At 67.7% G+C, this 22,307-nt stretch carries 25 protein-coding genes and 1 pseudogene; 12 read left to right on the top strand and 14 right to left on the bottom strand.

Features of this window, described 5'->3' with window-relative positions; genetic code table 11:
• Positions 1-106 precede the first annotated feature (106 nt).
• From LGM42_RS09400 to LGM42_RS09390, 3 genes are read left to right on the top strand one after another with little or no spacing between them, the layout of a single operon-like run.
• Positions 107-889 carry an aldolase gene (locus LGM42_RS09400; RefSeq protein ID WP_059644435.1) on the top strand — a complete coding sequence of 261 codons (783 nt, stop codon included), beginning with the start codon at positions 107-109 and terminating at the stop codon, positions 887-889.
• Between the two features lie 50 nt (positions 890-939).
• Positions 940-1,836, top strand: a complete 897-nt coding sequence (locus LGM42_RS09395; protein ID WP_060317785.1) for a dihydrodipicolinate synthase family protein — start codon at positions 940-942, stop codon at positions 1,834-1,836.
• Positions 1,833-2,537, top strand: a complete 705-nt coding sequence (locus LGM42_RS09390) for an MOSC domain-containing protein (RefSeq protein WP_226232075.1) — start codon at positions 1,833-1,835, stop codon at positions 2,535-2,537. Before LGM42_RS09395 ends, LGM42_RS09390 begins: the two co-directional genes overlap by 4 nt.
• 17 nt (positions 2,538-2,554) lie before the next feature.
• Here LGM42_RS09390 and LGM42_RS09385 read toward each other — a convergent pair whose 3' ends face one another.
• Positions 2,555-3,316 (bottom strand): SDR family oxidoreductase, encoded by a 762-nt coding sequence (locus LGM42_RS09385; RefSeq protein WP_226232074.1) that lies wholly within the window; start codon positions 3,314-3,316, stop codon positions 2,555-2,557.
• A 406-nt stretch (positions 3,317-3,722) separates the two neighbouring features.
• Between LGM42_RS09385 and LGM42_RS09380 the strand changes: the two genes are divergently transcribed.
• On the top strand, positions 3,723-4,430 hold the full coding sequence (locus LGM42_RS09380) for a YceH family protein (protein ID WP_059644423.1): 708 nt from the start codon (positions 3,723-3,725) through the stop codon (positions 4,428-4,430).
• A gap of 43 nt (positions 4,431-4,473) precedes the next feature.
• Here the strand turns inward: LGM42_RS09380 and LGM42_RS09375 are convergent, their stop codons facing one another.
• Together LGM42_RS09375 and LGM42_RS09370 are read right to left on the bottom strand one after the other, a co-directional pair.
• Positions 4,474-5,739 (bottom strand): hypothetical protein, encoded by a 1,266-nt coding sequence (locus LGM42_RS09375; RefSeq protein ID WP_226232226.1) that lies wholly within the window; start codon positions 5,737-5,739, stop codon positions 4,474-4,476.
• 55 nt (positions 5,740-5,794) lie between these two features.
• A complete protein-coding gene (locus LGM42_RS09370; protein ID WP_226232073.1) occupies positions 5,795-6,349 on the bottom strand; it encodes a hypothetical protein in 555 nt (184 codons plus the stop codon).
• A gap of 350 nt (positions 6,350-6,699) precedes the next feature.
• On the opposite strand from LGM42_RS09370, the gene LGM42_RS09365 reads away from it, so the two are divergent.
• Positions 6,700-7,830, top strand: a complete 1,131-nt coding sequence (locus tag LGM42_RS09365; RefSeq protein ID WP_059644416.1) for a 3-deoxy-7-phosphoheptulonate synthase — start codon at positions 6,700-6,702, stop codon at positions 7,828-7,830.
• A 372-nt stretch (positions 7,831-8,202) separates the two neighbouring features.
• Positions 8,203-8,631, top strand: coding sequence for a PRC-barrel domain-containing protein (locus LGM42_RS09360; protein ID WP_059581669.1), 429 nt, complete (start codon positions 8,203-8,205; stop codon positions 8,629-8,631).
• Positions 8,632-8,692: 61 nt separating this feature from the next.
• Here the strand turns inward: LGM42_RS09360 and LGM42_RS09355 are convergent, their stop codons facing one another.
• From LGM42_RS09355 to LGM42_RS09320, 8 genes and pseudogenes are all read right to left on the bottom strand, one after another.
• Positions 8,693-9,445 carry an SDR family NAD(P)-dependent oxidoreductase gene (locus LGM42_RS09355; RefSeq protein WP_226232072.1) on the bottom strand — a complete coding sequence of 251 codons (753 nt, stop codon included), beginning with the start codon at positions 9,443-9,445 and terminating at the stop codon, positions 8,693-8,695.
• A gap of 40 nt (positions 9,446-9,485) precedes the next feature.
• Positions 9,486-10,001, bottom strand: a complete 516-nt coding sequence (locus LGM42_RS09350; protein WP_060317946.1) for an Ohr family peroxiredoxin — start codon at positions 9,999-10,001, stop codon at positions 9,486-9,488.
• 20 nt (positions 10,002-10,021) lie between these two features.
• A complete protein-coding gene (locus LGM42_RS09345) occupies positions 10,022-10,777 on the bottom strand; it encodes an SDR family oxidoreductase (RefSeq protein WP_226232071.1) in 756 nt (251 codons plus the stop codon).
• Positions 10,778-10,982: 205 nt separating this feature from the next.
• Entirely contained in the window at positions 10,983-11,996 is a 1,014-nt protein-coding gene (locus LGM42_RS09340; RefSeq protein ID WP_226232070.1) for a LysR family transcriptional regulator, read from the bottom strand.
• Between the two features lie 109 nt (positions 11,997-12,105).
• A complete protein-coding gene (locus LGM42_RS09335) occupies positions 12,106-12,510 on the bottom strand; it encodes a cupin domain-containing protein (RefSeq protein WP_226232069.1) in 405 nt (134 codons plus the stop codon).
• 73 nt (positions 12,511-12,583) lie between these two features.
• The gene (locus LGM42_RS09330) at positions 12,584-13,063 is read right to left on the bottom strand and encodes a carboxymuconolactone decarboxylase family protein (protein WP_059581685.1); all 480 of its coding nucleotides are present in this window, start codon (positions 13,061-13,063) and stop codon (positions 12,584-12,586) included.
• Positions 13,064-13,255: 192 nt separating this feature from the next.
• Entirely contained in the window at positions 13,256-14,140 is an 885-nt protein-coding gene (locus tag LGM42_RS09325) for an RNA polymerase sigma-70 factor (RefSeq protein WP_059581688.1), read from the bottom strand.
• Between the two features lie 77 nt (positions 14,141-14,217).
• Positions 14,218-14,610, bottom strand: a pseudogene (locus tag LGM42_RS09320) (diaminopimelate epimerase); the annotation flags it as partial.
• Between the two features lie 269 nt (positions 14,611-14,879).
• On the opposite strand from LGM42_RS09320, the gene LGM42_RS09315 reads away from it, so the two are divergent.
• The 3 genes from LGM42_RS09315 to trhA all read left to right on the top strand — a co-directional run bounded on the left by LGM42_RS09315 (position 14,880) and on the right by trhA (position 18,002).
• Positions 14,880-16,958, top strand: a complete 2,079-nt coding sequence (locus LGM42_RS09315; protein ID WP_059581690.1) for a carbon starvation CstA family protein — start codon at positions 14,880-14,882, stop codon at positions 16,956-16,958.
• Between the two features lie 12 nt (positions 16,959-16,970).
• Positions 16,971-17,177 carry a YbdD/YjiX family protein gene (locus LGM42_RS09310; RefSeq protein ID WP_027781714.1) on the top strand — a complete coding sequence of 69 codons (207 nt, stop codon included), beginning with the start codon at positions 16,971-16,973 and terminating at the stop codon, positions 17,175-17,177.
• Between the two features lie 204 nt (positions 17,178-17,381).
• Complete coding sequence (gene trhA, locus LGM42_RS09305) at positions 17,382-18,002, top strand: PAQR family membrane homeostasis protein TrhA (RefSeq protein WP_050013387.1); 621 nt, start codon at positions 17,382-17,384, stop codon at positions 18,000-18,002.
• 58 nt (positions 18,003-18,060) lie between these two features.
• Here trhA and LGM42_RS09300 read toward each other — a convergent pair whose 3' ends face one another.
• Together LGM42_RS09300 and LGM42_RS09295 are read right to left on the bottom strand one after the other, a co-directional pair.
• Entirely contained in the window at positions 18,061-18,486 is a 426-nt protein-coding gene (locus LGM42_RS09300; protein ID WP_226232067.1) for a nuclear transport factor 2 family protein, read from the bottom strand.
• 120 nt (positions 18,487-18,606) lie between these two features.
• Positions 18,607-18,960: a DOPA 4,5-dioxygenase family protein gene (locus LGM42_RS09295; RefSeq protein ID WP_059581700.1), complete on the bottom strand. Its 354-nt coding sequence runs from the start codon at positions 18,958-18,960 to the stop codon at positions 18,607-18,609.
• Positions 18,961-19,448: 488 nt separating this feature from the next.
• Between LGM42_RS09295 and LGM42_RS09290 the strand changes: the two genes are divergently transcribed.
• The 3 genes from LGM42_RS09290 to LGM42_RS09280 all read left to right on the top strand — a co-directional run bounded on the left by LGM42_RS09290 (position 19,449) and on the right by LGM42_RS09280 (position 20,990).
• Entirely contained in the window at positions 19,449-19,826 is a 378-nt protein-coding gene (locus LGM42_RS09290; RefSeq protein WP_059644398.1) for a hypothetical protein, read from the top strand.
• A gap of 223 nt (positions 19,827-20,049) precedes the next feature.
• A complete protein-coding gene (locus LGM42_RS09285) occupies positions 20,050-20,529 on the top strand; it encodes a hypothetical protein (protein ID WP_226232066.1) in 480 nt (159 codons plus the stop codon).
• Between the two features lie 200 nt (positions 20,530-20,729).
• Positions 20,730-20,990: a hypothetical protein gene (locus LGM42_RS09280; RefSeq protein ID WP_059581711.1), complete on the top strand. Its 261-nt coding sequence runs from the start codon at positions 20,730-20,732 to the stop codon at positions 20,988-20,990.
• 150 nt (positions 20,991-21,140) lie between these two features.
• Here the strand turns inward: LGM42_RS09280 and hpnH are convergent, their stop codons facing one another.
• Positions 21,141-22,301, bottom strand: coding sequence for an adenosyl-hopene transferase HpnH (gene hpnH, locus LGM42_RS09275; protein WP_006480287.1), 1,161 nt, complete (start codon positions 22,299-22,301; stop codon positions 21,141-21,143).
• Positions 22,302-22,307 lie beyond the last annotated feature (6 nt).

The following is a 22,307-nucleotide window of genomic DNA, read 5'->3' as shown; positions in this document are numbered from 1 at the left end:
GACACAATGTGTCATTCGGTGTATCGTGTGTCATGCGTATCGCGTGGGACACCCCGGGAGACGGTCGCGAGCGGCGCGGCAGGCCCGGTTCATTCAGGAGGCGAACATGGCGGAAACGCTGAATTTGACGAAGGAAGCGCTGGTCGCGCTGGCGGAGCGGCGGCTCGAAAACGAGGTGGGCGACAGCGGCTGGTCCGCGCGGCAAAAGCTCGCGCTCACGTGCCGGATCTTGTTCGACGCGGGCCACGACTCGGGTCTGGCCGGGCAGATCACCTGCCGCGCGGACGCGGCCGGCACGTACTACACGCAGCGGCTCGGGCTCGGCTTCGACGAGATCTCGGCCGCGAACCTGCTGCGCGTCAACGAGGATCTCGACGTCGTCGACGGCGAAGGCATTCCGAACCCGGCCAACCGGTTCCATACGTGGATCTATCGCGAGCGCCCGGACGTGAACTGCATCATCCACACGCACCCGGCGCATGTCGCGGCGCTGTCGATGCTCGAGCAGCCGCTCGTGGTGTCGCACATGGACACCTGCCCGCTGTACGACGATTGCGCGTTCCTGAAGGACTGGCCGGGCGTGCCGGTCGGCAACGAGGAGGGCGAGATCATCTCGAAGGCGCTGGGCGACAAGCGCGCGATCCTGCTCGCGCATCACGGCCAGCTCGTGGTCGGCAAGACGATCGAGGAGGCCTGCATCCTCGCGCTGCTGATCGAGCGCGCGGCGAAGCTGCAACTGCTCGCGATGTCGGCCGGCGAGATCAGGCCGGTACCGCCGGCGCTGGCGCGTGAAGCGCACGACTGGATCTCGAAGCCGAAACGCGATGCGGTGACGTTCGACTACTACGCGCGCCGCGCGTTGCGTACGCATCGGGATTGCGTCGCGTGAATCGGTGCATCGCTTCAACTCCGTCAGATCATCATTGAGGAATACCTATCGTGTCCATCCTGCTGAAAGGCATCATTGCCTACCCGGTCACGCCGTTCTCCGCCGACGGCGGCGTCGATCTCAAAGCGCTCGACGCGCTGATCGAACGCCTGATCGCCGACGGCGTTCACGCGATCGCGCCGTTGGGCAGCACCGGCGAAAGCGCGTACCTGTCCGACGCCGAATGGGAGGCCGTCGCCGCCGCGTCGATTGACGCGGTGCGCCGGCGCGTGCCGACCGTCGTCGGGATTTCCGATCTCACCACGGCGGGCGCGGTGCGCCGTGCCCGCTTCGCCGAACAGGCCGGCGCCGATGCGGTGATGGTGCTGCCGGTGTCGTACTGGAAGCTCGGCAACGACGAGATCGTCGCGCACTATCGCGCGATCGGCGACGCAATCGGCATCCCGGTCATGCTGTACAACAACCCGGCGACGAGCGGCGTCGACATGTCGCCCGACCTGATCGTGACGATCTGCCGGGCCGTCGACAACGTGACGATGGTCAAGGAAAGCACCGGCGACATCGGCCGGATGCATCGGCTCGCGCAATTGAGCGACGGGACGATCCCGTTCTACAACGGCAGCAATCCGATGGCGCTTGCCGCGCTGGCCGCCGGCGCGGCCGGATGGTGCACGGCTGCGCCGAACCTGAATGCCGCGTTGCCGCTCGCGTTGTTCGATGCGATGCGCGCAGGCGATCTCGCGCGCGCCAGATCGGTCTTTCACGCGCAGTTGCCGTTGCTGCAGTTCATCGTCAACGGCGGGTTGCCGGTGACCGTGAAGGCCGGGCTGAGGCTGCGCGGCTTCGACGCGGGCGAACCGAGACGGCCGCTGCTGCCGCTCGGCGAGGCACGCACGCGCGAGCTCGAGCGCCTGCTCGCGACGCTGCCGGACGGTGTGGCGGGATGAGCGACGACGCACGGCCGGCGATCGCGGTCGCCATCGGCGCGGTGCGGATCGGCGCGAGCCGGCCGCTTGCCGGCACACCGTACGCGAGCGCGATCGACAAGCAGCCGACGGAGGCGCGTCTGTGGCTGGGCGCGCTCGGGTTTGCCGGCGACGCGCAGGCCGATACGCGGCATCACGGCGGCCCCGACAAGGCCGTCCACCACTATGCGCACGATCACTATGCGTGGTGGGCCGCGCAGATTGGCGCGCGCGACGTGCTCGCCCGGCCGGGTGCGTTCGGCGAGAACCTGTCGACGCGCGGCATCACCGAGCACGACGTGTGTCTCGGCGACGTGTTCACGCTGGGCGGCTCGGTGCTTCAGGTCTCGCAGTCGCGACAGCCGTGCTGGAAGCTCAACGCGCGCTTCGATCATCCGCGCATGGCGGCGCTCGTGCAGCAAAGCGGCCGGACCGGCTGGTATTACCGCGTGCTGCAGGAAGGCTGGGTCGCACCGGGCGATGTGCTGGCGCTGCATGAGCGCCGCTACCCGCAATGGCCGCTGTCGGCGGTGCTCGACGTGCTGTATCGGCGCACGCTCGACATGGCGGCGCTCGATGCGCTGTGCGACGTGCCGTTGCTGCCGCCCGGCTGGCGCAAGATGCTCGACAGGCGCCGCACGGAGCGGCAGGTCGAAGACTGGACGAAGCGGCTCGAAGGATGATGGGCCGCGTCCGGCGCTTACTTCGTCGGCAGGTTGCGCACGTCGGCCGTCGGCTCGGCACCGAATGCGTCGCTCAACGCATAGCCGATCAGTTGTCGGGCGGTCGCTTCGGGCGTGGCGAGCGCACCGCTCGACTTCAACTGGTCGAATTTCCCGCGCATCGGGAAGCGATCTTCGCCGGTCGCGCGGATCGTGGCCTGCATGCCGGTATCGACGACGCCCGGCGCGACGCTGCAGATGCGCAGCGCGCCGTTCGCATCGAGCGCGACGGCGCGCGCATGGTGATCGAGCGCGGCCTTGGTCGCGCAGTAGACGCTCCAGCCCGCATACGCGTTGCGGGCCGCGCCGCTCGACAGATGCACGATCCGGCATTCGGTCGAGGCCGTTGCGGCTTGCACGAGCGCGGCCGACAGCATCAGCGGCGCGGCGACGTTCAGCCCGACCGCGCGGGCGACGATCGTCGGGTCCTGCGCGGCGAGCGGGCCGATCGGATCGACGATGCCCGCGTTGTTGAACAGCAGCACGAGCGACGCGCCGTCGACGAAGCCGCGCAGCGTGTCGCCGGCCAGCCAGGTGGCGACGGCCGTCGTGTCCGACAGATCGAGTTCGACTTCGGCGAAGCGGTCGCCGGCTTGCGACGCGAGCGACGGATGACGGCTGCGCGACACGCCGAGCACGACGATGCCTTCCTGCAGCAGTTGTTCGGCGAGCGCTGCGCCGACGCCGCGTGTGTGTCCGGTGACGATGGCGCGCACGTGTGCGGAAGAAGATGCAGTCATGGTGGTGAACCGGTGAGGGGATGAGCAGGAGTGACGAGCGGCGCGCGGCACGGCGGCGGCGCGTTCGGCGAGTCATGCGTGGTGTGGCGTGCGAAGACGGTCGCGCGCGGCGCCGCGAGTATCGGGATGAACGCATATCGTAGCGCCGGCATGCGCATCGCGCAAACGCCCCGGGCGCGCGTGGACGATGAATCGGCGGTGCGGCGCGCGCATGCATCGCCGCGTGGCGCCGCGTGCCATCGGGCGCACCGCCACGTCGGACGAAAGCCCGCTGCGGCACGCGCGCACGCGGGGGCGGCGAGCGGCGCCGGGACACGCGTCGCGAGCTATCATATGCCTCGCCCGTGCGCGATGCCGCGCGGGCCGCGACCGTTCCCTTCACCTGCTGCACGCTGCGACGCCACCCATGAACACCACGCCGGATACGCCCACGCCCCGCGCCCTTCGCGAACTCACGCCCCTCGAGGCCCGCATTCTCGGCGTGCTCGTCGAGAAACAGCACACGGTGCCGGATACCTATCCGCTGTCGCTGAACGCGCTGACCGCCGGCTGCAACCAGAAAACCGCGCGCTCGCCCGTGATGAACGTGAGCGAGGACGAAGTCACGACCGCGCTCGACGGGCTGAAGCACCTGAGCCTCGTGATGGAGGGCAGCAGCAGCCGCGTGCCGCGTTTCGAGCACAACATGAACCGCGTGCTCGGCATCCCGAGCCAGGCGATCGCGCTGCTGACGATCCTGCTGCTGCGCGGCCCGCAGACGGCCGCGGAGTTGCGCCTGAACAGCGCGCGCCTGCACGGCTTCGCGGATATCTCGTCGGTCGAGGCGTTCCTCGACGAACTCGCCGCGCGCGCGCAGCCGCTCGTCGTCCGCCTGCCGCGTGCACCGGGCGCGCGCGAGAACCGCTGGATGCACCTGATGTGCGGCGAAGTGAACATGGCCGACTTCGCGAGCGCGGATGCAGGCGGCGCGGATTCGGTGCCGCCTTCCGAATTCGAAGCGCTGAAGGCCGAGCAGAAGCGCCTGGCGGACGAAGTGGCGCGACTGAATGCGCTGGTTCAGCGGATGGCGAGCGAACTCGGCATCGACGCAGACGCGCCGGGCGACGCGGGCTGATCGTCTGCCGATGCCATGACGGCGGAGCGTGCGCACCGCCGCGTTACTTCAGCTTGACGCCCGGGACGAGGTAACGCGCACCGCCCGGTCTCAGGATCGGCGCGAGCGCGGCAAAAGGCGCGTCGAGCTGAGGCCCGAGGCAGGCGCCCATTGCGTGACCGATCCCGGATACGACGAACGACAGCTTCCCGGGCGCATCGAGTTCGAATGCCAGATATTGCGGGAACACGTCGGCGCACGATAGCGAATCGCCTTCGCCGTCCGTCGATTGTGTGCCCGGTGAGGTTCCGTCGCGCAGCCGCGCAATGAACTTCGCCAGCGCGGCGCTCGTTGCCGATTCATGGTCTTCGGCCGGCGCAGCCGCGTCGATCACGCGATTCCAGTCGAGATACGTGCCGCGCAGCAGGTCGAACGTGACCGGATCGTAGTGATTGTCCGGGTGCGCGCCGCCGCAGTACGTGCTGCCGGCTTCCACGATCCCCAGCGCCGCCCGCGACAGCCACGTGACCGTCACGCTCTCGTCGTCGTAGCTGCCCAGCGTTCCGGCGGCCGGCCCGTCGTCGGTATAGCGCGTCGACGCGCATTCGAGCGCAGCGAGATTCATTTGCCAGTGCCGCTGTTCGAGCAGACGATTGGTCCGCGCCATCACGGCCGGGTCGGGATGGCGGCTCAGGCGCGGATACGCGAGCACCGTGCGCGGGTCGCGCCACATTCGGTACGCAACCGTACCGTCGCCCACTTCGGAGCCGACCGGCTGCGCGTGCCCGGCAAGCTTCAATGTGGCATAAGGCGCGTGCTGCATGTCGATGTCCTCACTGCGCGCGACGCCGCTGCCGATACCGCCCGCCACGAGCGCGCCAATCGCTTCGACGGGGCCGGGTGCAACCGCGTCGGGATCGTATGCAGCCACGCGGCGCAACGCGAAGGGCCGCGTCTTGCCCGAGCGCGCATCGATCCAACGGCCGCGATAGCCATCTTTGTCCCGCGTGCCCTGCCAGGTGGCCGCCCTGTGATCGAAATCGGGCTGCCCGCTGTATTTCGACGCGCTGCGCACATCGTCCGGCAATTGCGAACGCACGAGCGGCTCGACCAGTTGCGCGGGCTTGCCTCGCAGCGGAATATCGACGCCGAACTGCGCATAGAAATAGCGGCCCGTGATCGAGCCGTCCGCGGCCGGGCGATCGTCGAGTTCCATCACGACGGGCCCGGCGCCTTGCAGCGTTCCTTCATAGACGGTGCGCGGCGCGGCATGGGCAAAGCTCGCGTGCAGCGCGATCAGCGCACACGCGCTTCGGATCAACGGGCGCATCACGTGCGACGACAGGATGGTTTTCATGACGGTGCGTGAATGATGAAGATGCATGTCAACCGACACTGATCCGCGTCGCGCCGGCATCGACGAGCCGGAACAGCAGATCCTCGACGGCCGTCTCCGGCGCGGAACCGAGATCCGCGTGGATGCGCCAGCCCTGTTCCGTGCGAACCGGTTCCGACAGGTAGTGAACGATGCCGTGCAATCCATCCTCGGCTGGCGTGTTCTCGTCGTCCCCGTCGAACCACGCGAGGAACCACGTCTTGAAGGCGTCGTTGGCAGCGGTTTCGTCGAGACCGTTGGCTTCGACCGCGGCCCAGTCCCAGACGAACGGGCGGATCGACACGGCCGCCGTTTCGAGCTCGAACGCGAACGGCTCGAAATCCAGTTGCGTGGCCGAGTCGACCATCGCGGGCTCGCCGACCGATTCGCCTTCGGCGGCGATGGTATCGGCGCGGCACGGCAGCGCGAGCGGACCTTCGGTGGCCAGCGTGCCGTCGTCCCGCCGGTAGGCCGGTTCGACGACGACCGCCGGTTGCGTGGCCGCTTTCGCGAGCAGATCGGCATAGGGTCGGCGGATGGCGCGGAGCAATTCGGAGACGGTCATCGTGATGTGTCGGTCGGGCAGGGAACGCGTGGTCGCAGGCAAGCGGTACGCGAAGCGGCGGACGTCATCCGACGGGCCGCTTCGCTACCGGACAGTTGCGATCGTACGGTACTTCGTCCGCACGCGAACACTCGGCCGAACGGCCAGGCCGCCTTGCTCGTCACCACGCCGCGCAACGCGGCGGACGGCGGGCGAACCCTTGCGACACGCCTTTTTTGCCCCGTTTTGACGTCGGCCGCCTTCCCGCGGCGGCCGCCCGCCTTCCCCCGCCGCAAGCCGCTACCGTCTCGCGCGAGTGCCATAATCGAGCCTGCCCATCATTCCAGACAGACGTCCCCCGGAGAATCACCATGCAGAACCTCGACAATCCTTCCCACGATCGCGAGGTAGGCAGCGCCGACGCGACGCAGGACACCACGCGCATCGACGACGTGCGCATCGGCGCGGTGCGCCCGCTGATTTCGCCCGCGCTGCTGCTCGACGAACTGCCGGTGCCGGCCGCCACGCAGACGCTCGTCGAGGACACGCGCCGCGCGATCGGCGACATCCTGCACGGCCGCGACGATCGCCTGCTGCTCGTCGTCGGCCCGTGCTCGATCCACGATCACGACCAGGCGCTCGATTACGCACGCCGGCTGAAGGCGGCCGCCGACGCGTTGAAGGACGACCTGCTGATCACGATGCGCGTCTACTTCGAGAAGCCGCGCACGACGGTCGGCTGGAAGGGCTACATCAACGATCCGCGCCTGGATGGCAGCTTCCGCATCAACGAAGGGCTGCGCGCCGCGCGGCAACTGTTGCTCGACATCAACGCGCTCGGCCTGCCGGCGTCGACCGAATTCCTCGACCTGCTGAGCCCGCAGTACATCGCCGACCTGATCGCGTGGGGCGCGATCGGCGCGCGCACCACCGAGAGCCAGAGCCACCGTCAGCTGGCGTCGGGGCTGAGCTGCCCGATCGGTTTCAAGAACGGCACCGACGGCGGCGTGCAGGTCGCGTCGGACGCGATCGTCGCCGCGGCCGCGAGCCATGCGTTCATGGGGATGACAAAGATGGGGATGGCCGCGATCTTCGAGACGCGCGGCAACGACGATGCGCACGTGATCCTGCGCGGCGGCAAGAACGGCCCGAACTATGACGCCGAGCACGTCGAAGCAAGCTGCGCGGTGCTGCGCAAGGCCGGATTGCGCGAACAGGTGATGGTCGATTGCTCGCATGCGAACTCGAACAAGTCGCACGAGCGGCAGATCGAGGTGGCGCAGGATCTCGCGCGGCAGTTGGGGCAGGGCGAGCATCGGATCGTCGGCGTGATGGTGGAGAGCCATCTCGAAGCCGGCCGACAGGACCTGAAGCCCGGCGTGCCGCTCAAGTACGGCGTGTCGATCACCGATGCGTGCCTGAGCTGGACGCAGACGGAGCCTGTGCTCGACGTGCTGGCCGACGCCGTGCGGCACCGGCGAGTGTATTCGCGCAATGCGTGACGCCGCGTGGTCCGATGCGCCGCGAAGGCTGGATATTCATCCGTGAGGTTGTCCCGATCGGCAGGCCGCGGCGCCATTTTTCGGGGCCGCTCGCTCCACTTGTCCGCACGATCGTTGATCCGGATCCGGCTTGCCCCATCTGCCGTGTTGCATCGTGAACGCACGATCCGGCGAATGCCGCTACCATGAAAGACGTGTTGCTCGCCGCAGTCCGGCCACGCCGGTCCGCCACGCACACGCGCAGTGGCGGTGCGGCCGGCCGTCACGCGACCGACGAAGCGCGGGGCGGCCATCCGCGGGGCGCCCACCGATCAGCCGTTGCGCCCGCTTCGCGCCCGGAATCCACAACAACCGCACCGGAGTGCATGAAACATGAAGTTCTACAAGACCCTCATCGCAGCAACCGTCCTCGCCTCGAGCGTCAGCGCGCACGCGCAGATCGCGGGCGCGCAGCCGATCAGCGTGACCGTCGAGCAGTCGCAGGCGCTGCTCGAAGGCTGGAGCGTGAAGAAGAGCGTGCTTGGCAAGACCGTATACAACGACGACAACCAGAAGGTCGGCAAGGTGCGCGACCTGATCGTCGCGCCGGACGGCTCGGTGTCCGCCGCGATCGTGTCGGCCGGCGGCTTCCTCGGCGTGGCCGCGCATGACGTCGCGGTGCCGATCGCGTCGCTCGACGTGCGCAACGGCAACATCTACCTGCCCGGCGCGACGAAGGAGGCGCTGAAGGCCACGCCGGCGTTCCAGTACGCGAAGGTGCCGTCGCCGCCGAAGCCGAAGAAGGTCGACGAAAAGCACTGATCCGCCATCTCGCGCGTCACGCGTCGCCCGTCGCGACGGGTGACGCGCGTTCCGGCGACGGTCAGGTTGCGTCGAGCCCGCCGTCGACCGTGATTACCTGCCCCGTCATCCATGCCGCCTGCGGCGACGCGAGCGACACGATCCAGCTCGCGACGTCCGCGGGCTCGCCACGCCGGCCGAGCGGAATGCGCGCGCGCTCCTGCGCCTTGATCGCTTCGATGTCGGTTTCCGACAGCTTCATCCGTTCCGATAGGAAGTCCGTTTCCGTCGGGCCCGCCGCAACGGCGTTCACGCGCACGCCCGCCGATGCGAGCTCGAGCGCCCAGCAGCGCGTCAGATGCTCGAGCGCGGCCTTGCTCGCCGCATAGTGCGACAACAGCGCCGCTGCCTTGTGTCCGAACGTGCTCGACACGTTGACGATGCTGCCGCGCGCCGCTTTCAGATGCGGCAGCGCGGCGGTCGCGAGCATCGACGGCCCGAGCGTATTGACGCGGAAGATCGCGCTGATCGCGTCGAAGGTCGCCGACTCGAGCGGCAGGATCGCCCCCGCGCCCGCATTGTTGACCAGCACGTCGAGCCGCCCCGCCAGTGCGACCGTTTCGTCGATCGTGCGCGTGGCGTCGGCCGGATTGCCGGCGTCCGCGACCACGTAGTCGATGCCCGGCGCGCTGCGCGCGGCGGCGGAAAGCGCCTCTTCGCGGCGGCCCGTGATGACGACGCGCGCCCCTTCGCGTGCGAACGCGACGGCCGCCGCCCGCCCGATGCCGGCGCCGCCGCCGGTAATGAGGACCACCTTGTTGTCGAATGACTGCATGACTTCCTCGTGAAAACGATGGGTGGAACGTTCGCGCCGTCTAGCGTTCGGGCGCGTCGTCCGCCGGCGCAAGCGCCACGATGTGGCTGATGCCCTCGTGCGCCATCTTCGTATACGGACAGAAACGCTCCGTATTGCGGACGAGTTCTTCCGCCAACGTGCGTTCGACGCCCGGCAGCCGCACGCGAATGTTCGCGTTCAGCATGAACAACCCGTCCATCGGATCGCGGCAGAAGTCGATCGATGCGGACACCGACGCGCCGGCGATCGCTACGCCCGCCCGTGCGGCCAGCAGGCTCAGCGCGCCGTGAAAACACGCCGCATAGCTCGCGGCGAACAGTTGCTCCGGGTTCGGGCCGTCGCCGGGCCCGCCCAGTGCGGACGGCAGGCGCAGCGCGACCTCCAGGCGCCCGTCGTCGGAACGCGCGACGCCCGATGCGCGGCCGTGCTCGGCCTCGCCGCCCGTGACGGTGACCGTCGTCGAGTACAGCGTCTGCGGTTCTCGGCCGCGATACCGGTCGAGCAGCGACAGCGGCGGCGGGCGCAGCGGCGTCATGGTGTGCGATCCGGCGGTGGTCAGCGCGCGAGCGCATGCTGCCGGAACCACGCGTCGAAGGTCGTCGCGCCGAGGCGCACGCCGGGCGCCGGCACGAGCGTGTCGTCCTGCAGCACCGCGCCGAAGTAGTCGGCGCCCGCATCCCGCGTCACCGTGCGCGCGTCGTGCGTGGCCGACAGGAAACGCTCGACCAGATCGGCGATCCGCACGCGCTCGGGGCCGCCGATCTCGACGATGCCGTTGCGCGGCGCATCGAGCGCGAAATCGGTCACGGCGGCCGCGACGTCGTCCGATGCGATCGGCTGGAAGTGCGCGGTGGTCAAGCGGACCGTGTCGCCTTGCGCGCCAGCCTGCGCGATCGCGCCGACGAATTCGAAGAACTGCGTCGAGCGCACGATGGTGTACGGCACGCCCGCTTCGCGGATCAGGTTTTCCTGAACGATCTTGCCGCGGAAATACGCGCTCTGTTGCAACCGGTCGGTGCCGACGACCGACAACGCGACGTGATGGCGCACGCCGGCCGCACGCTCCGCGGCGAACAGGTTGCGTCCCGACGCCTCGAAGAATGCCTTCACGGCCGCTTCCTCGAACGACGGCGAATTCGCGAGATCGACCACGACCTCCGCGCCGGCGAGCGCGTCGTCCAGCCCCGCACCCGTGATCGTATCGACGCCCGTCGACGGCGCTGCGGCCACCGCGTCGTGGCCGCGTGCGATCAGGTTCCTGACGACCTTGCTGCCGATGAGGCCGGTACCACCAATGACGACGATCTTCACGATTGCTCTCCTTGAACGGGCGCGCGACATGCGCGCCGCTTGAACCTGCCGAAACCGGCGCCGATCGCGTTCGCGCGATTGGGCCGCCGCCTTGCCGAGCGGCGCCGCGCCATATGCGCGTGCCTGCCGAACAGCCCGCATCGTAGGCATGCGCCGCGCGATCCGCCAGTGTCCTGCAAGCCCTCACCATGTTGCCGCGAATGCATCAATCGACCGCCTCCAGCGGCGCCGTCGTCGTCATGGTCGTCATCGTCGCCGGGCAGTGCAGTTCGCGCGCACGCGTCTGTTCGATCATGTAGTCGATGAACACGCGGATCCGCGTGGGCAGGTGCTTGCGGCTCAGGTAACAGAGATAGTGGCCGCCGTCGTCCGGCGCGTGCTGGCCGAGACAGCTCACCAGCCGGCCGTCGGCGAGCAGGTCGCACACCTGGTACGCGGGCAACTGCGCGATGCCGAGCCCGTCGAGCGCCGCCTGCACGACGAGATCGATGTCGTTGAACGTGTGATGCGCGGCGATCTGGCGCTGCTGCGTCACGCCGTCGATCCTGAATTCCCATTCCGTCACGCGGCCCGATGCGGTGCGCAGGTTGATGCAGCGATGCCGCCCGAGATCGTCGACGTGGCGCGGCAAGCCGTGCTGATGCGCGTACGACGGCGACGCGCAGACGATCATCTGCATCGGAATCAGCCGGCGCGCGACGATCGCGCTGTCCTCCATGCGGCCGTCGCGAAACGCGACGTCGATGCGGTCGGCGGAGAAATCGACGGGCCGGTCGTTCAGCAGCAGTTCGAGCGTGATGTCCGGATACTGCGCATGGAAGTCGCGCAGCAGCGGCGCGATGACCTTGCGGCCGAAGCCCGGCGTCGCGCCGATGCGCAGGTGCCCGCTGGGCGGCCCGCTGCGCAGCTCGCGCATGTCCTCGAGCGCCTGCGCCAGATGCTCGATGCCGGGCCGGCAGTTTTCGTAGAAAAGCTCGCCTTCGCGCGTCAGCGACATGCTGCGGGTGGTGCGCTGGAACAGGCGTGCGTCGAGCCGGTCCTCGAGCCGCTGCACGTGGCGGCTGACCGACGAGCGGCCGACGCCGAGGCGGTCGGCGGCGCGCGCGAAGCTGCCCTCGGTGACGACGGCCAGGAACGTGACCACACCGGCGTAGCAGGTCGAGAAGCTGCGCGCGAACGGGTCGTCGGCATCGGGGCGGCGGATGGAGGTGTCGGGCATGGTGGCGCTGGAATCGTGGTGTCCGTATGCGACTAGACGTTTCAGCGCTGCCGCCTGTGACACCGCCCGCCGCATTTTTTCAAAAAGGTCGCGGCGGCGTGCGAGCCGGCTATTTTTCCGGCACGAGCACGGGCGCGCCCTTGTCCTTCAACAACAGCACGATGAACTTCGCGGGCCGGGTCTGGCTCGCGTTGCGTCCGACCGTGTGCAGGTCGTTCGGGCCCTCGTAGAAGGTCTGGCCCGGTTTCAGCGTGACGGGCTCGCCGCCCTTCACCTGCATCACGATCGAGCCTTCGACGACATAGACGAACGCGTCGGCGTGGTGGCGGTGAACCGGGTCGACCGCGCCGGGCGGGTATTCGACCGAGATCATCTGGGCTTCCTTGCCCGGATAGTCGTCGAGCGGCTTCGTCATCAGCGTCGTGACGATGGCCGAGGGCGCCGCATGGGCGGCGCCGGCGGTGGCGGCCGCGACCAGGAGCGCGGATGTGACGGCATGTTTCAAGCGAATCATCGGATGTATTCCAGTGACCGCCGCCGGCAGGCCGCCGGCGGCGAAGAAGGGCGCCCGCGACCGGGCGAGGGCGTCAGGCGAGATTGGCCTTGTCGAGGCCGTAAGCCTTGTCGGCCGAACCCGGAGCGGTGCGGAACGCCACATTCGCGCGGTTCCAGCCGTTGATCGCCATCACTTCGAACGTCAGGTCCGACAATTCCTTTTCGGAGAACTGGCCGCGCACGCGATCGTAGACGTCGTCCGGCACGCCGTGCTCGGGGAGCTTCGTCAGTATTTCGGTCCAGGCCAGCGCGGCCCGCTCGCGCGGCGAGAACAGCGTCGATTCGCGCCACGTCGCCAGATGGTGCAGGCGCAGCTCGCGCTCGCCGTGAAGGCGCGCTTCCTTCACGTGCATGTCGAGGCAGAACGCGCAGCCGTTGAGCTGCGACGCACGGGCCGATACGAGATCGCGGATCGATTCCTCGATCGCGCTGCCGCGCAGCAAATTGCTGAGTTCGAGGAACTGCTTGAACAGCTCGGGCGATTGATGCATGTAGTTGAGACGCTGCGTCATGATTTCTCCTGGCGACGAAGAGGCTGGCCCGCGTGGTGCGGGTGTCGTGGGCGGCAGGGCGCCGCGCGAAATCATCTTAGGAGGGTGCGCCGGTACGCGGTAGCCACGCACAGGGACGCATCGTGTTGCGCGCGCTGCATCAATCCGCGCTCGACGGCGGGCGCGGCCGGCGCCGGCGCGGGGACGCGCGCGTCAGCCGGCCGCGCAGGCGGCCGCGATCCGCGCGAGCTTGTCGGGGTTGCGCTGCACGAGAATCCGGCCGATGCGCGCGCCGTCGGTCTCGAACGACATCGCCGCTTCGAGTTGCCCTGCGATGAAGCGCAGCATCGCCCATTCGCCGTTCAGCACGACCGGCCGCATCTCGACACCGCTGCCGCAGCGCAACCACGTCGCATAGAACAGTTGAGCGATACGGCGACCGCCGACCAGCGGTTTCGGGAAACTCTGGACCTTGCCGCCGCCATCGCCGATCAGCATCGCGTCTTCGGCGAGGAGCGCCTGGATCGACGGGAAATCGCCTTGCGCGAGCGCGTGCGAAAAGCTCTGCAGCAATTGCCGGTGCTTTTCGCGCGGCACGACGTGGCGCGGCCTGTCGTCGTCGCGCAACTGGGCCTTCGCGCGGCTGACGAGCTGCCGGCACGCGGCTTCGGATTTGCCGATCGCATCGGCTATCTCGTCGTAGTCGGCATCGAACACTTCGCGCAGCAGGAACGCCGCGCGCGCTTCCGGCGTCAGCCGTTCGAGCAGCAGCAGGTACGCGACCGATACGTCGTTCGCGCGCTCGGTCATTTCCTCCGGCGTGGCAGGCGATTCGCCCAGTTCCGGCTCGGGCAGCCAGATGCCCGTGTAGTGCTCGCGCCGGAGCTTCGCCGCGCGCAGGCGGTCGATCGACGTCCGCGTCGTGACCGCGACGAGCCAGGCCTCGGCGTTCTCGATGCGCTCGCGCGCCGCGTCGTGCCAGCGCAGCCACACGTCCTGCACGATGTCCTCGGCGTCCGCGATCGAGCCGAGCATCCGGTACGCGATCTTCTGCAGGCGCGGGCGCAACGCGTGGAAGGTTTGTGCGTCGTCGGTCATCACAGCCACGCCCCGTTGAACCCGAACGTCACGTGCCCGCTCAGGAACACGCCACCGGCGCTGTTCCATCGAACCGTCACGTCCTGCCAGCCGAGCCGCGGCGCGCCCATTTCGACCTCGATCAACCCGTCTGTATCGTGGGAACAGTGCAGGCGCCCGCGATTCGTGCGCAGCACGACCGACGCCGCGCCGGTTTCCCGCATCAGCTTTTTCCACGCGACACCGCGCGTCGCGCTGCCGCAGGTATCGAGCGCCGAGCCGTCGGGGTTCCGGAACGCGACGCGGGCGGCCGCATCGTCGCAATCCGACCCAACCGCGAGCGGGTTGGAGCCGATGCCGCGATGCCGACCGCCGATGCGTCGCACGAGATCGCGATCGACGCGATGCGCGGGATCGTGCCCTTGACCACGCAGGTCGACGATGACGAAGTCATCATCATTCGCGTTCATCTTCTGAAATGCAATCGGCATGGCGGTTCCGGAATGGGGGCAGGCGAATACTGTACGTGGCTCGCCGGTCGTGAGCAATCGTGGCCTGACGGCGGGTATGTGACAGCGACTACGTAATTCTACGTAGATCCTCATACGTAGTTATCCGCTTGTAAGCGGCCCCCGTCGCGCGGAATACTACGGCCCATCGCCGCGGCCTCTGCGAGGCTGCGGCACGACGCATCGACGTCACGCGGGTTCGGCTTTCGGGCCGCATCCACTCAAAAACACATTGGAGACCAGGAGACGCCATGAATCGGGCTTCCAGTACCCTGCTCTGGATCGCGGTCGCGCTGCTCGGCGCGTTCGCATTCGGCACGATCGCACTCGCACACGGCGAGCGCGTCAGTGCCCTCTGGATCGTGATCGCCGCAGTCTGCGTGTATCTGATCGCGTATCGCTTCTACAGCCGTTTCATCGCCAGCAAGGTCATGCAGCTCGACGGGCTGCGCATGACGCCGGCGGTCAAGTACAACGACGGCCTCGACTACGTGCCGACCAACAAGTACGTGCTGTTCGGCCATCACTTCGCCGCGATCGCCGGCGCCGGGCCGCTGGTCGGCCCCGTGCTCGCCGCGCAGATGGGCTATACGCCCGGCATGCTGTGGATCCTGGCCGGCGTCGTGTTCGCGGGCGCCGTGCAGGACTTCATCGTGCTGTTCATCTCGACGCGCCGCGACGGCCGCTCGCTCGGCGACCTCGTCAAGATGGAACTCGGCACGGTGCCCGGCGTGATCGCGCTGTTCGGCGCGTTCCTGATCATGGTGATCATCCTCGCGGTGCTCGCGCTGATCGTCGTGAAGGCGCTGACGAATTCGCCGTGGGGCACGTTCACCGTCGCCGCGACGATTCCGATCGCGCTGTTCATGGGCGTCTACACGCGCTACATCCGCCCGGGCCGCATCGGCGAAGTGTCGATCATCGGCTTCATCGGGCTGATGGCGGCGATCGCGTTCGGCCAGAACGTGGCCGCCTCGCCCACGGTTGCCGCATGGTTCACGTTCAGCGGCACGCAGCTCACGTGGATTCTCATCGGCTACGGCTTCGTCGCATCGGTGCTGCCGGTGTGGCTGCTGCTCGCGCCGCGCGACTACCTGTCGACGTTCCTGAAGATCGGCACGATCCTCGGCCTCGCGATCGGCATCCTGGTCGTCGCACCGGAACTGAAGATGCCCGCGCTGACGAAGTTCGTCGACGGCACGGGCCCGGTGTGGTCGGGCAACCTGTTCCCGTTCCTGTTCATCACGATCGCGTGCGGCGCCGTATCGGGCTTCCACGCGCTGATCTCGTCGGGCACGACGCCGAAGCTGATCGACAACGAAACCAACGCGCGCTTCATCGGTTACGGCGCGATGCTGATGGAATCGTTCGTCGCGATCATGGCGCTGGTCGCCGCGTGCGTGATCGAGCCGGGCATCTACTTCGCGATGAACGCGCCGGCGGCCGTGCTCGGTTCGACGCCGGAAGCGGTCGCGAACACCGTCACGCAATGGGGCTTCGTGCTGACGCCCGACATGCTCACGCAAACCGCGAAGGCCGTCGGCGAAACGACGATCATCGCGCGCGCGGGCGGCGCGCCGACGCTGGCCGTCGGCATGGCGCACATCCTGCACCAGGTGATCGGCGGCGAAGCGATGATGGCGTTCTGGTATCACTTCGCGATCCTGTTCGAGGCGCTGTTCATCCTGACGGCCGTCGACGCGGGCACGCGTGCGGGCCGCTTCATGCTGCAGGATCTGCTCGGCACGTTCCACCCGGCGCTCAAGCGCACCGAGTCGCTGCCCGCGAACCTGGTCGCCACCGGGCTGTGCGTGGCCGCATGGGGCTACTTCCTGTACCAGGGCGTGGTCGATCCGCTCGGCGGCATCAACACGCTGTGGCCGCTGTTCGGCATCTCCAACCAGATGCTCGCCGCGATCGCGCTGGTGCTCGGCACCGTCGTGCTGTTCAAGATGAAGCGCGAGCGCTATGCGTGGGTGACGATCGTACCGACCGCGTGGCTCCTGATCTGCACGCTGACGGCCGGCTGGCAGAAGATTTTCGACGCGAACCCGAAGGTCAGCTTCCTCGCGCACGCCGCGAAGCTGCAGGCCGCTGTGGACGAAGGCAAGGTGCTCGCGCCGGCGAAGTCGATCGCGCAGATGAAGCGGATCATCTTCAACGACTACATCGATGCGGCGCTGGCCGGGCTGTTCATCTTCGTCGTCGTGAGCATCGCGGTGTACGGCCTGCTCGCCGTGCTGCGCGCGCGCCGCGAATCGAAGCCGACCGTGCGCGAGACGCCGTACGAAGCAATGCCGGCCGCGCAGGCGCTCGGCAGCGGACGATAACGGGAGGCCGCGATGTTTACCGATCTCGGCAGCGACCTGCGCAGCGCGGGGCGTTACCTCGGGCAGGCGTTGCGGCTGATGGTCGGCCTGCCCGACTACGACACCTACGTCGCGCACATGCGCGAAACCCATCCGGACCGCGAGCCGATGACGTACGAGGAATTCTTTCGCGAGCGTCAGAATGCGCGGTACGGGTCGGGAGCAGGGAAGTGTTGCTGAACCGGCCGTTGCAATGACCTGACGAATCGGTTCGGTATCGAAACGGAAGCGCCGCGATGGATGTCGCGGCGTTTTTTTTTGCGCCGGCCGGCGGCGCGCGGCGCATGGCGCTTGCACGCCGTTTGCCCGGGCGCAGCACGGGCTATCCGGCCGCCGGTATCATAGGGCTCCCTCTTTTCCCGATGGACCGCAGGAGAACACGTCGTGCATGTCGGTGAGCGTTTCAACAGCATTTCCCATCTCGTCGGCGCGGTGCTGTCGGTAGCCGGCCTCGTGGCGCTCGTGACGATGGGCGCGCTCGAAGGGGACCCGTACAAGGTGGTGAGCTTCAGCGTGTACGGCGCGATGCTGATCCTGCTCTACGCAATCTCGACGGCGTATCACAGCGTGCGCAACCCGCGCCTGAAGGCGATCCTGCAGAAATGCGACCATGCCGCGATCTACCTGCTGATCGCCGGCAGCTACACGCCGTTCACGCTGGTCACGCTGCGCGGCCCGTGGGGCTGGTCGCTGTTCGGCGTGAGCTGGGGGCTCGCCGTGTTCGGCATCGTGCAGGAGCTGACGCTCGGGCGCCGCACGCGCCTGCTGTCGATGATCCTGTACGTGCTGATGGGCTGGCTCGCGCTCGTCGCCGTGCGTCCGCTGATTCATGCGCTGCCGCCCGTGGGCACCGCGTGGCTCGTGGCCGGCGGCGTGATCTACAGCGCGGGAATCTACTTCTTCATCAACGACGAACGCATCCGCCACGGGCACGGTATCTGGCACCTTTTCGTGCTGGCCGGCAGCCTGTGCCAGTTCGTCAGTGTCGCGATGTATGTCGCGTGAGCGGCATGGAGCGTCGGGCAGGTGATGCCCGCGCGTGGCGAGCCGGCCCGAGCATGCGTTACGGGCGCGAGGCGGCCCGCAGCGCGTTGAACCCGGCCCATCCCCAATACACACGATGATGCGCGATCAGCCCGTCGCGCAGATCCATCACTTCGACCAGATCCACCTGGTCGCCGTCCGGCGTTGCGCGCGGGTACTCCCAGACGAGCTGGCGGCCGTTCGAGAAGAACAGCCCGGTCCGGTACCAGCGCCCGAGCCGGTTGTCCGGATCGCGCAGGCCGGCCGCGAGGAAGGCGCCGATCGCGGCCTTGCCGTGCAGCACGCCCGAGCTGTGCGCGGGCCGCGTGGCGACGACGAGCGGCGTTTCGAGCACCGCGTCGTCGGCATACAGCGACATCAGCGCGTCGAGGTCGCGGGCGACGACGGCGGCGTGCCAGTCTTCATGGATGCGCCGGGCGTCGGCGTGGGCGTCTGCGGGTGTCATCGCGGGTTTCCGGAAGTCGATCACGGAAACCACTGTAGAGGCGCGCCGCCGCCAGACGTTTCACGACGACCCGAAACGTGAATGCCTCGCCGCGGCGAAGGCGGCAGGGCGCGCCGGCCGTTAGCCGGCCAGCGCGTCGAGATTCAGCGTATACGACTTGCCGATCCACATCGCGCAATCGCGATGGTCGCGCAGGTCGTCGCCGGTATTCGGATGCACGAAGATGTCGAGCGCGCCGTGGTTCAGCACGAGCCACGGCACGATGTCGTCGAATCGCGCGGCGCCGAACGCGATCTGGTACGACCACGCCGGATGCGGGCCGACGAGGCGTTCGTGAAAGCGGCCGAGTTCGATGACCGCGCCGAACCGCGCGTCGACGACCTGGCGAAACGCCCAGGCCGCGTCGCGGCTCGCCGCATCGAAATAGACGTGCGCGTGCCAACTGTCGATGGCGGTAATGTCGAGAGCGACCATGGAGAGATTCGATAAAAAATGAAAACACCTGACATGCCGTGCGAAACGGCCGATGCGTGATTATCGCGCGTCCTTGCGGCATGCGTCGTGTCCCGATCCGGCAGGCCGACGCGGACGATTTGTCCTGCATCAGAAGAATCGGCTGATCGGATGAAATCGTTTCGGCGGTATCCGCGTGCGCGACATCACGCCAAAGCCTTGTCTGCAGGCGCGCCGGCCGGCATCGCGCCGGCAACACGTCATTTCGGAAATTGAAAGAGCGGAATGTGCGCCGAGCCGGATCGCCGGTAAGAATCCGATCAGATCGTTGAATGAAATAAAGAAATTCCGTTTCGAATGGATTCGCGAATGACGCGGCTCATGCGCCGAATGCGCGGCTGAAAATAACAATTGCGGATTCGGCTATTCAACCGGGATGCGGCCCGACATACGATGATTTCAACGCATCGATGCTGGATCGATGCGGGGACAACCATCTGGAGGCCATTATGCGATCCCTCGTTCCCGTTGCCGTTCTTTCCTGCGCACTCGTTGCGCTGCCCGCCGTGAGCTTCGCGCAGTCGATCGGCGCTGGCGACATGCCGCATGCCGCGCCGTTGACCTGGTCGGCGGCGCGTGCCGAAACCGATGCGCAGCTCATGCAGATGACGCGCGCCGGCTATCGCGCGACGACGGCCGGCAACCAGAACTATCCGCTCGCGATGCAGCGTGCGCTCGAGCGCGTGAACAACCCGATGCCCGACCGGTGGCGCGACGAGAAGGCCGCGATGGAAGCGCGGGCGGCCCGCGACGCGCAGAGCGGCCATCCGGTGAAGGCGTTCTTCGTGAAAACCGCGTACTACCTGAAGGGCGACAACACGTTTTGATGCGGGAGACGGACATGGCGTGCCCGAACCGATTGTTCGGCGTGTTGCGTGAGCTGGCGATACGCAGGCTGCCGCAAGCGTGCGCGACGCGGCGGCGCGCCGATGTGCGCGGCGTGCGACGTCGGGCGCACGCCCTGCGCGACGCGGGCCGCTGCGCGCGCGCGTGCCGCAGCGCGTGGCCGGGGGCGGCGGCGAACGACGCATGCGCGAGCGAGGGCGAATCATGAAGGCTGCCCGAAAAGGCCGGCGCCATCCGCCGTTGACGCGCGAATGGCTGCTGCCGCTGCCGCTCGCGCATGCACGCGACATCTCGCTGAAATGCCACATGGCGCTGGTCGCGCTGCGCGGCGAGCACGGTAGCGAAGCGCTGCTGATGCGGCTGCGCACGAGCGTGTATCTGGTCTTCCTCGCGCTCGACGATGCGGTCTCCCCCGATGCGACCATCGCCCTGTGCGTCGACGCGGAGCGCGTGCTGGACGCAAGCGCGGCGCGCGCCGCGCAAGGCGGTGCATGGACGCTCCACGCCGACGAATGCGCGGTGCTCGAACGCGTGCTCGCCGCGAACGACGCGTGCGTCGCGACGCTCACGCGGCATCGGCTGGCGGAGCTGTGGCGTTATGTCTGCACGTTCGCTTCCGCCGAACAGCCGGGGTTGGTCGCGCAGGCCGCGACGAAGATGCGGGAGCCGGCCATTCTGCATTGAACGGCTGGCCGACGGCCGCGTTTCATACGTGTCCGATTCCATCGCGCGGCCGCGCGCCGTCTAATGACATGACTGGAACCCGGTGTGGCCGGGCGACGACGATCCATGTTCGCGACGTTCGCGACGTTCGCGACGTTCGCGGCGAACGCCGCGATCATGCGTGTCGACGCGAACGCATTCGTTTTCGGTCAGGAGGAGCGATGGCGCTATACAGGAGCGGCGGCTACTTCACGTGCGGAAGTGGCCGCGCATTCAGCGAGAATCTGCCGCCGGGCAGCGAGGTGACGGTGGCGGGCATCTACCGATGCACCGTCTGCGGCGACGAAATCGGCATCGCGAAATCACAGAGATTGCCGTCGGAGGAAGCGCATCGGCACGATCTCGACCCGCCGTCCGATCCGCTGCTCGATCCGGGGCCGACCGCGTGGCAACTGATCGCCGCGGCGGAGTCGCGAAGCTAGGCAACGGACGTTCGCCCCCGCACGTACACGTGCAAGCGCCACGCGTCACACGGCGTCCGACAAAACAAAAGCGCCACGGAGCGAACTCCGTGGCGCTGCTTCGATGCGTGGCCGCTGCGACGGCGCGAACCGCCGCGCGGCGAAACGCGCTTAAGCGGCCGTTGCCGACTTCGCCGGCTTCTGCAGCTTGCCCTTGCCGGCGCGCTGGATTTCCTCGAGCTTGATCTCGACGTGGCGCGAGAACACGTACTCGGCCGGACGCTGCTTCGCGATCGAGATGTCCGGTGCGAACGGGCCGTCGGTCTTGATGCCCTTGCGGCTCACGCGCAGCGCCTTCAGCGGGTTCGAGATCGTGTCCATCACGGCCGTGGCCTCGAAGCCACAGTGGACCATGCAGTCCGCGCACTTCTCGTAGTTGCCGACGCCGTAGTTGTCCCACTCCGTCGTTTCCATCAGCTCCTTGAAGGTCTTCACGTAACCTTCGCCGACCAGGTAGCACGGCTTCTGCCAGCCGAACACCGTACGCGCCGGGTTGCCCCACGGCGTGCACTTGTACGTCTGGTTGCCGGCCAGGAAGTCGAGGAACAGCGACGACTGGCTGAACGACCAGCGCTTGCCGCCTTCGCCGCGCTTCAGGATTTCGCGGAACAGGTTCTTCGTCTTGTCGCGGTTCAGGAAGTGCTGCTGATCCGGCGCGCGCTCGTACGCGTAGCCCGGCGACACGGTGATGCCGTCGACGCCGATCGGGCCCAGCGTGTCGAAGAACTTCGCGACGCGCTCGGGGATCGCATCGTTGAACAGCGTGCAGTTGATGTTCACGCGGAAGCCGCGGCGCTTCGCTTCCTTGATCGCCGCGACCGCCTTGTCGTACACGCCTTCCTGCGACACGGAATGGTCGTGCATGTCCTTGTCGCCGTCGAGGTGGACCGACCAGACGAAATACGGGCTCGGCTGGTAGTCGTCCATCTTCTTTTCCATCAGCAGCGCGTTCGTGCACAGGTACACGAACTTCTTGCGCTTCATGATGCCCTTGACGATTTCCGGCATCTCCTTGTGGAGCAGCGGCTCGCCGCCGGCGATCGACACGACGGGCGCGCCGCACTCGTCGACGGCCTGCAGGCATTCCTCGACGGAAAGACGCTGGTTCAGGATCGGATCCGGATAATCGATCTTGCCGCAGCCGTTGCACGCGAGGTTGCAGCGGAACAGCGGCTCGAGCATCAGCGCGAGCGGATAGCGTTTGTTGCCGGACAGGTGCTGGCGCACGATGTAGGCGCCGACACGGACTTGCTGGAGCAGCGGAATAGACAAGGGATG

It is taken from the genome of Burkholderia sp. AU39826, assembly GCF_020419965.1.
Taxonomy (GTDB): Bacteria; Pseudomonadota; Gammaproteobacteria; order Burkholderiales; family Burkholderiaceae; genus Burkholderia; species Burkholderia semiarida.
Note: the sequence above shows the minus strand (reverse complement) of the source record. Positions and strands in the feature narration are given on the sequence as shown.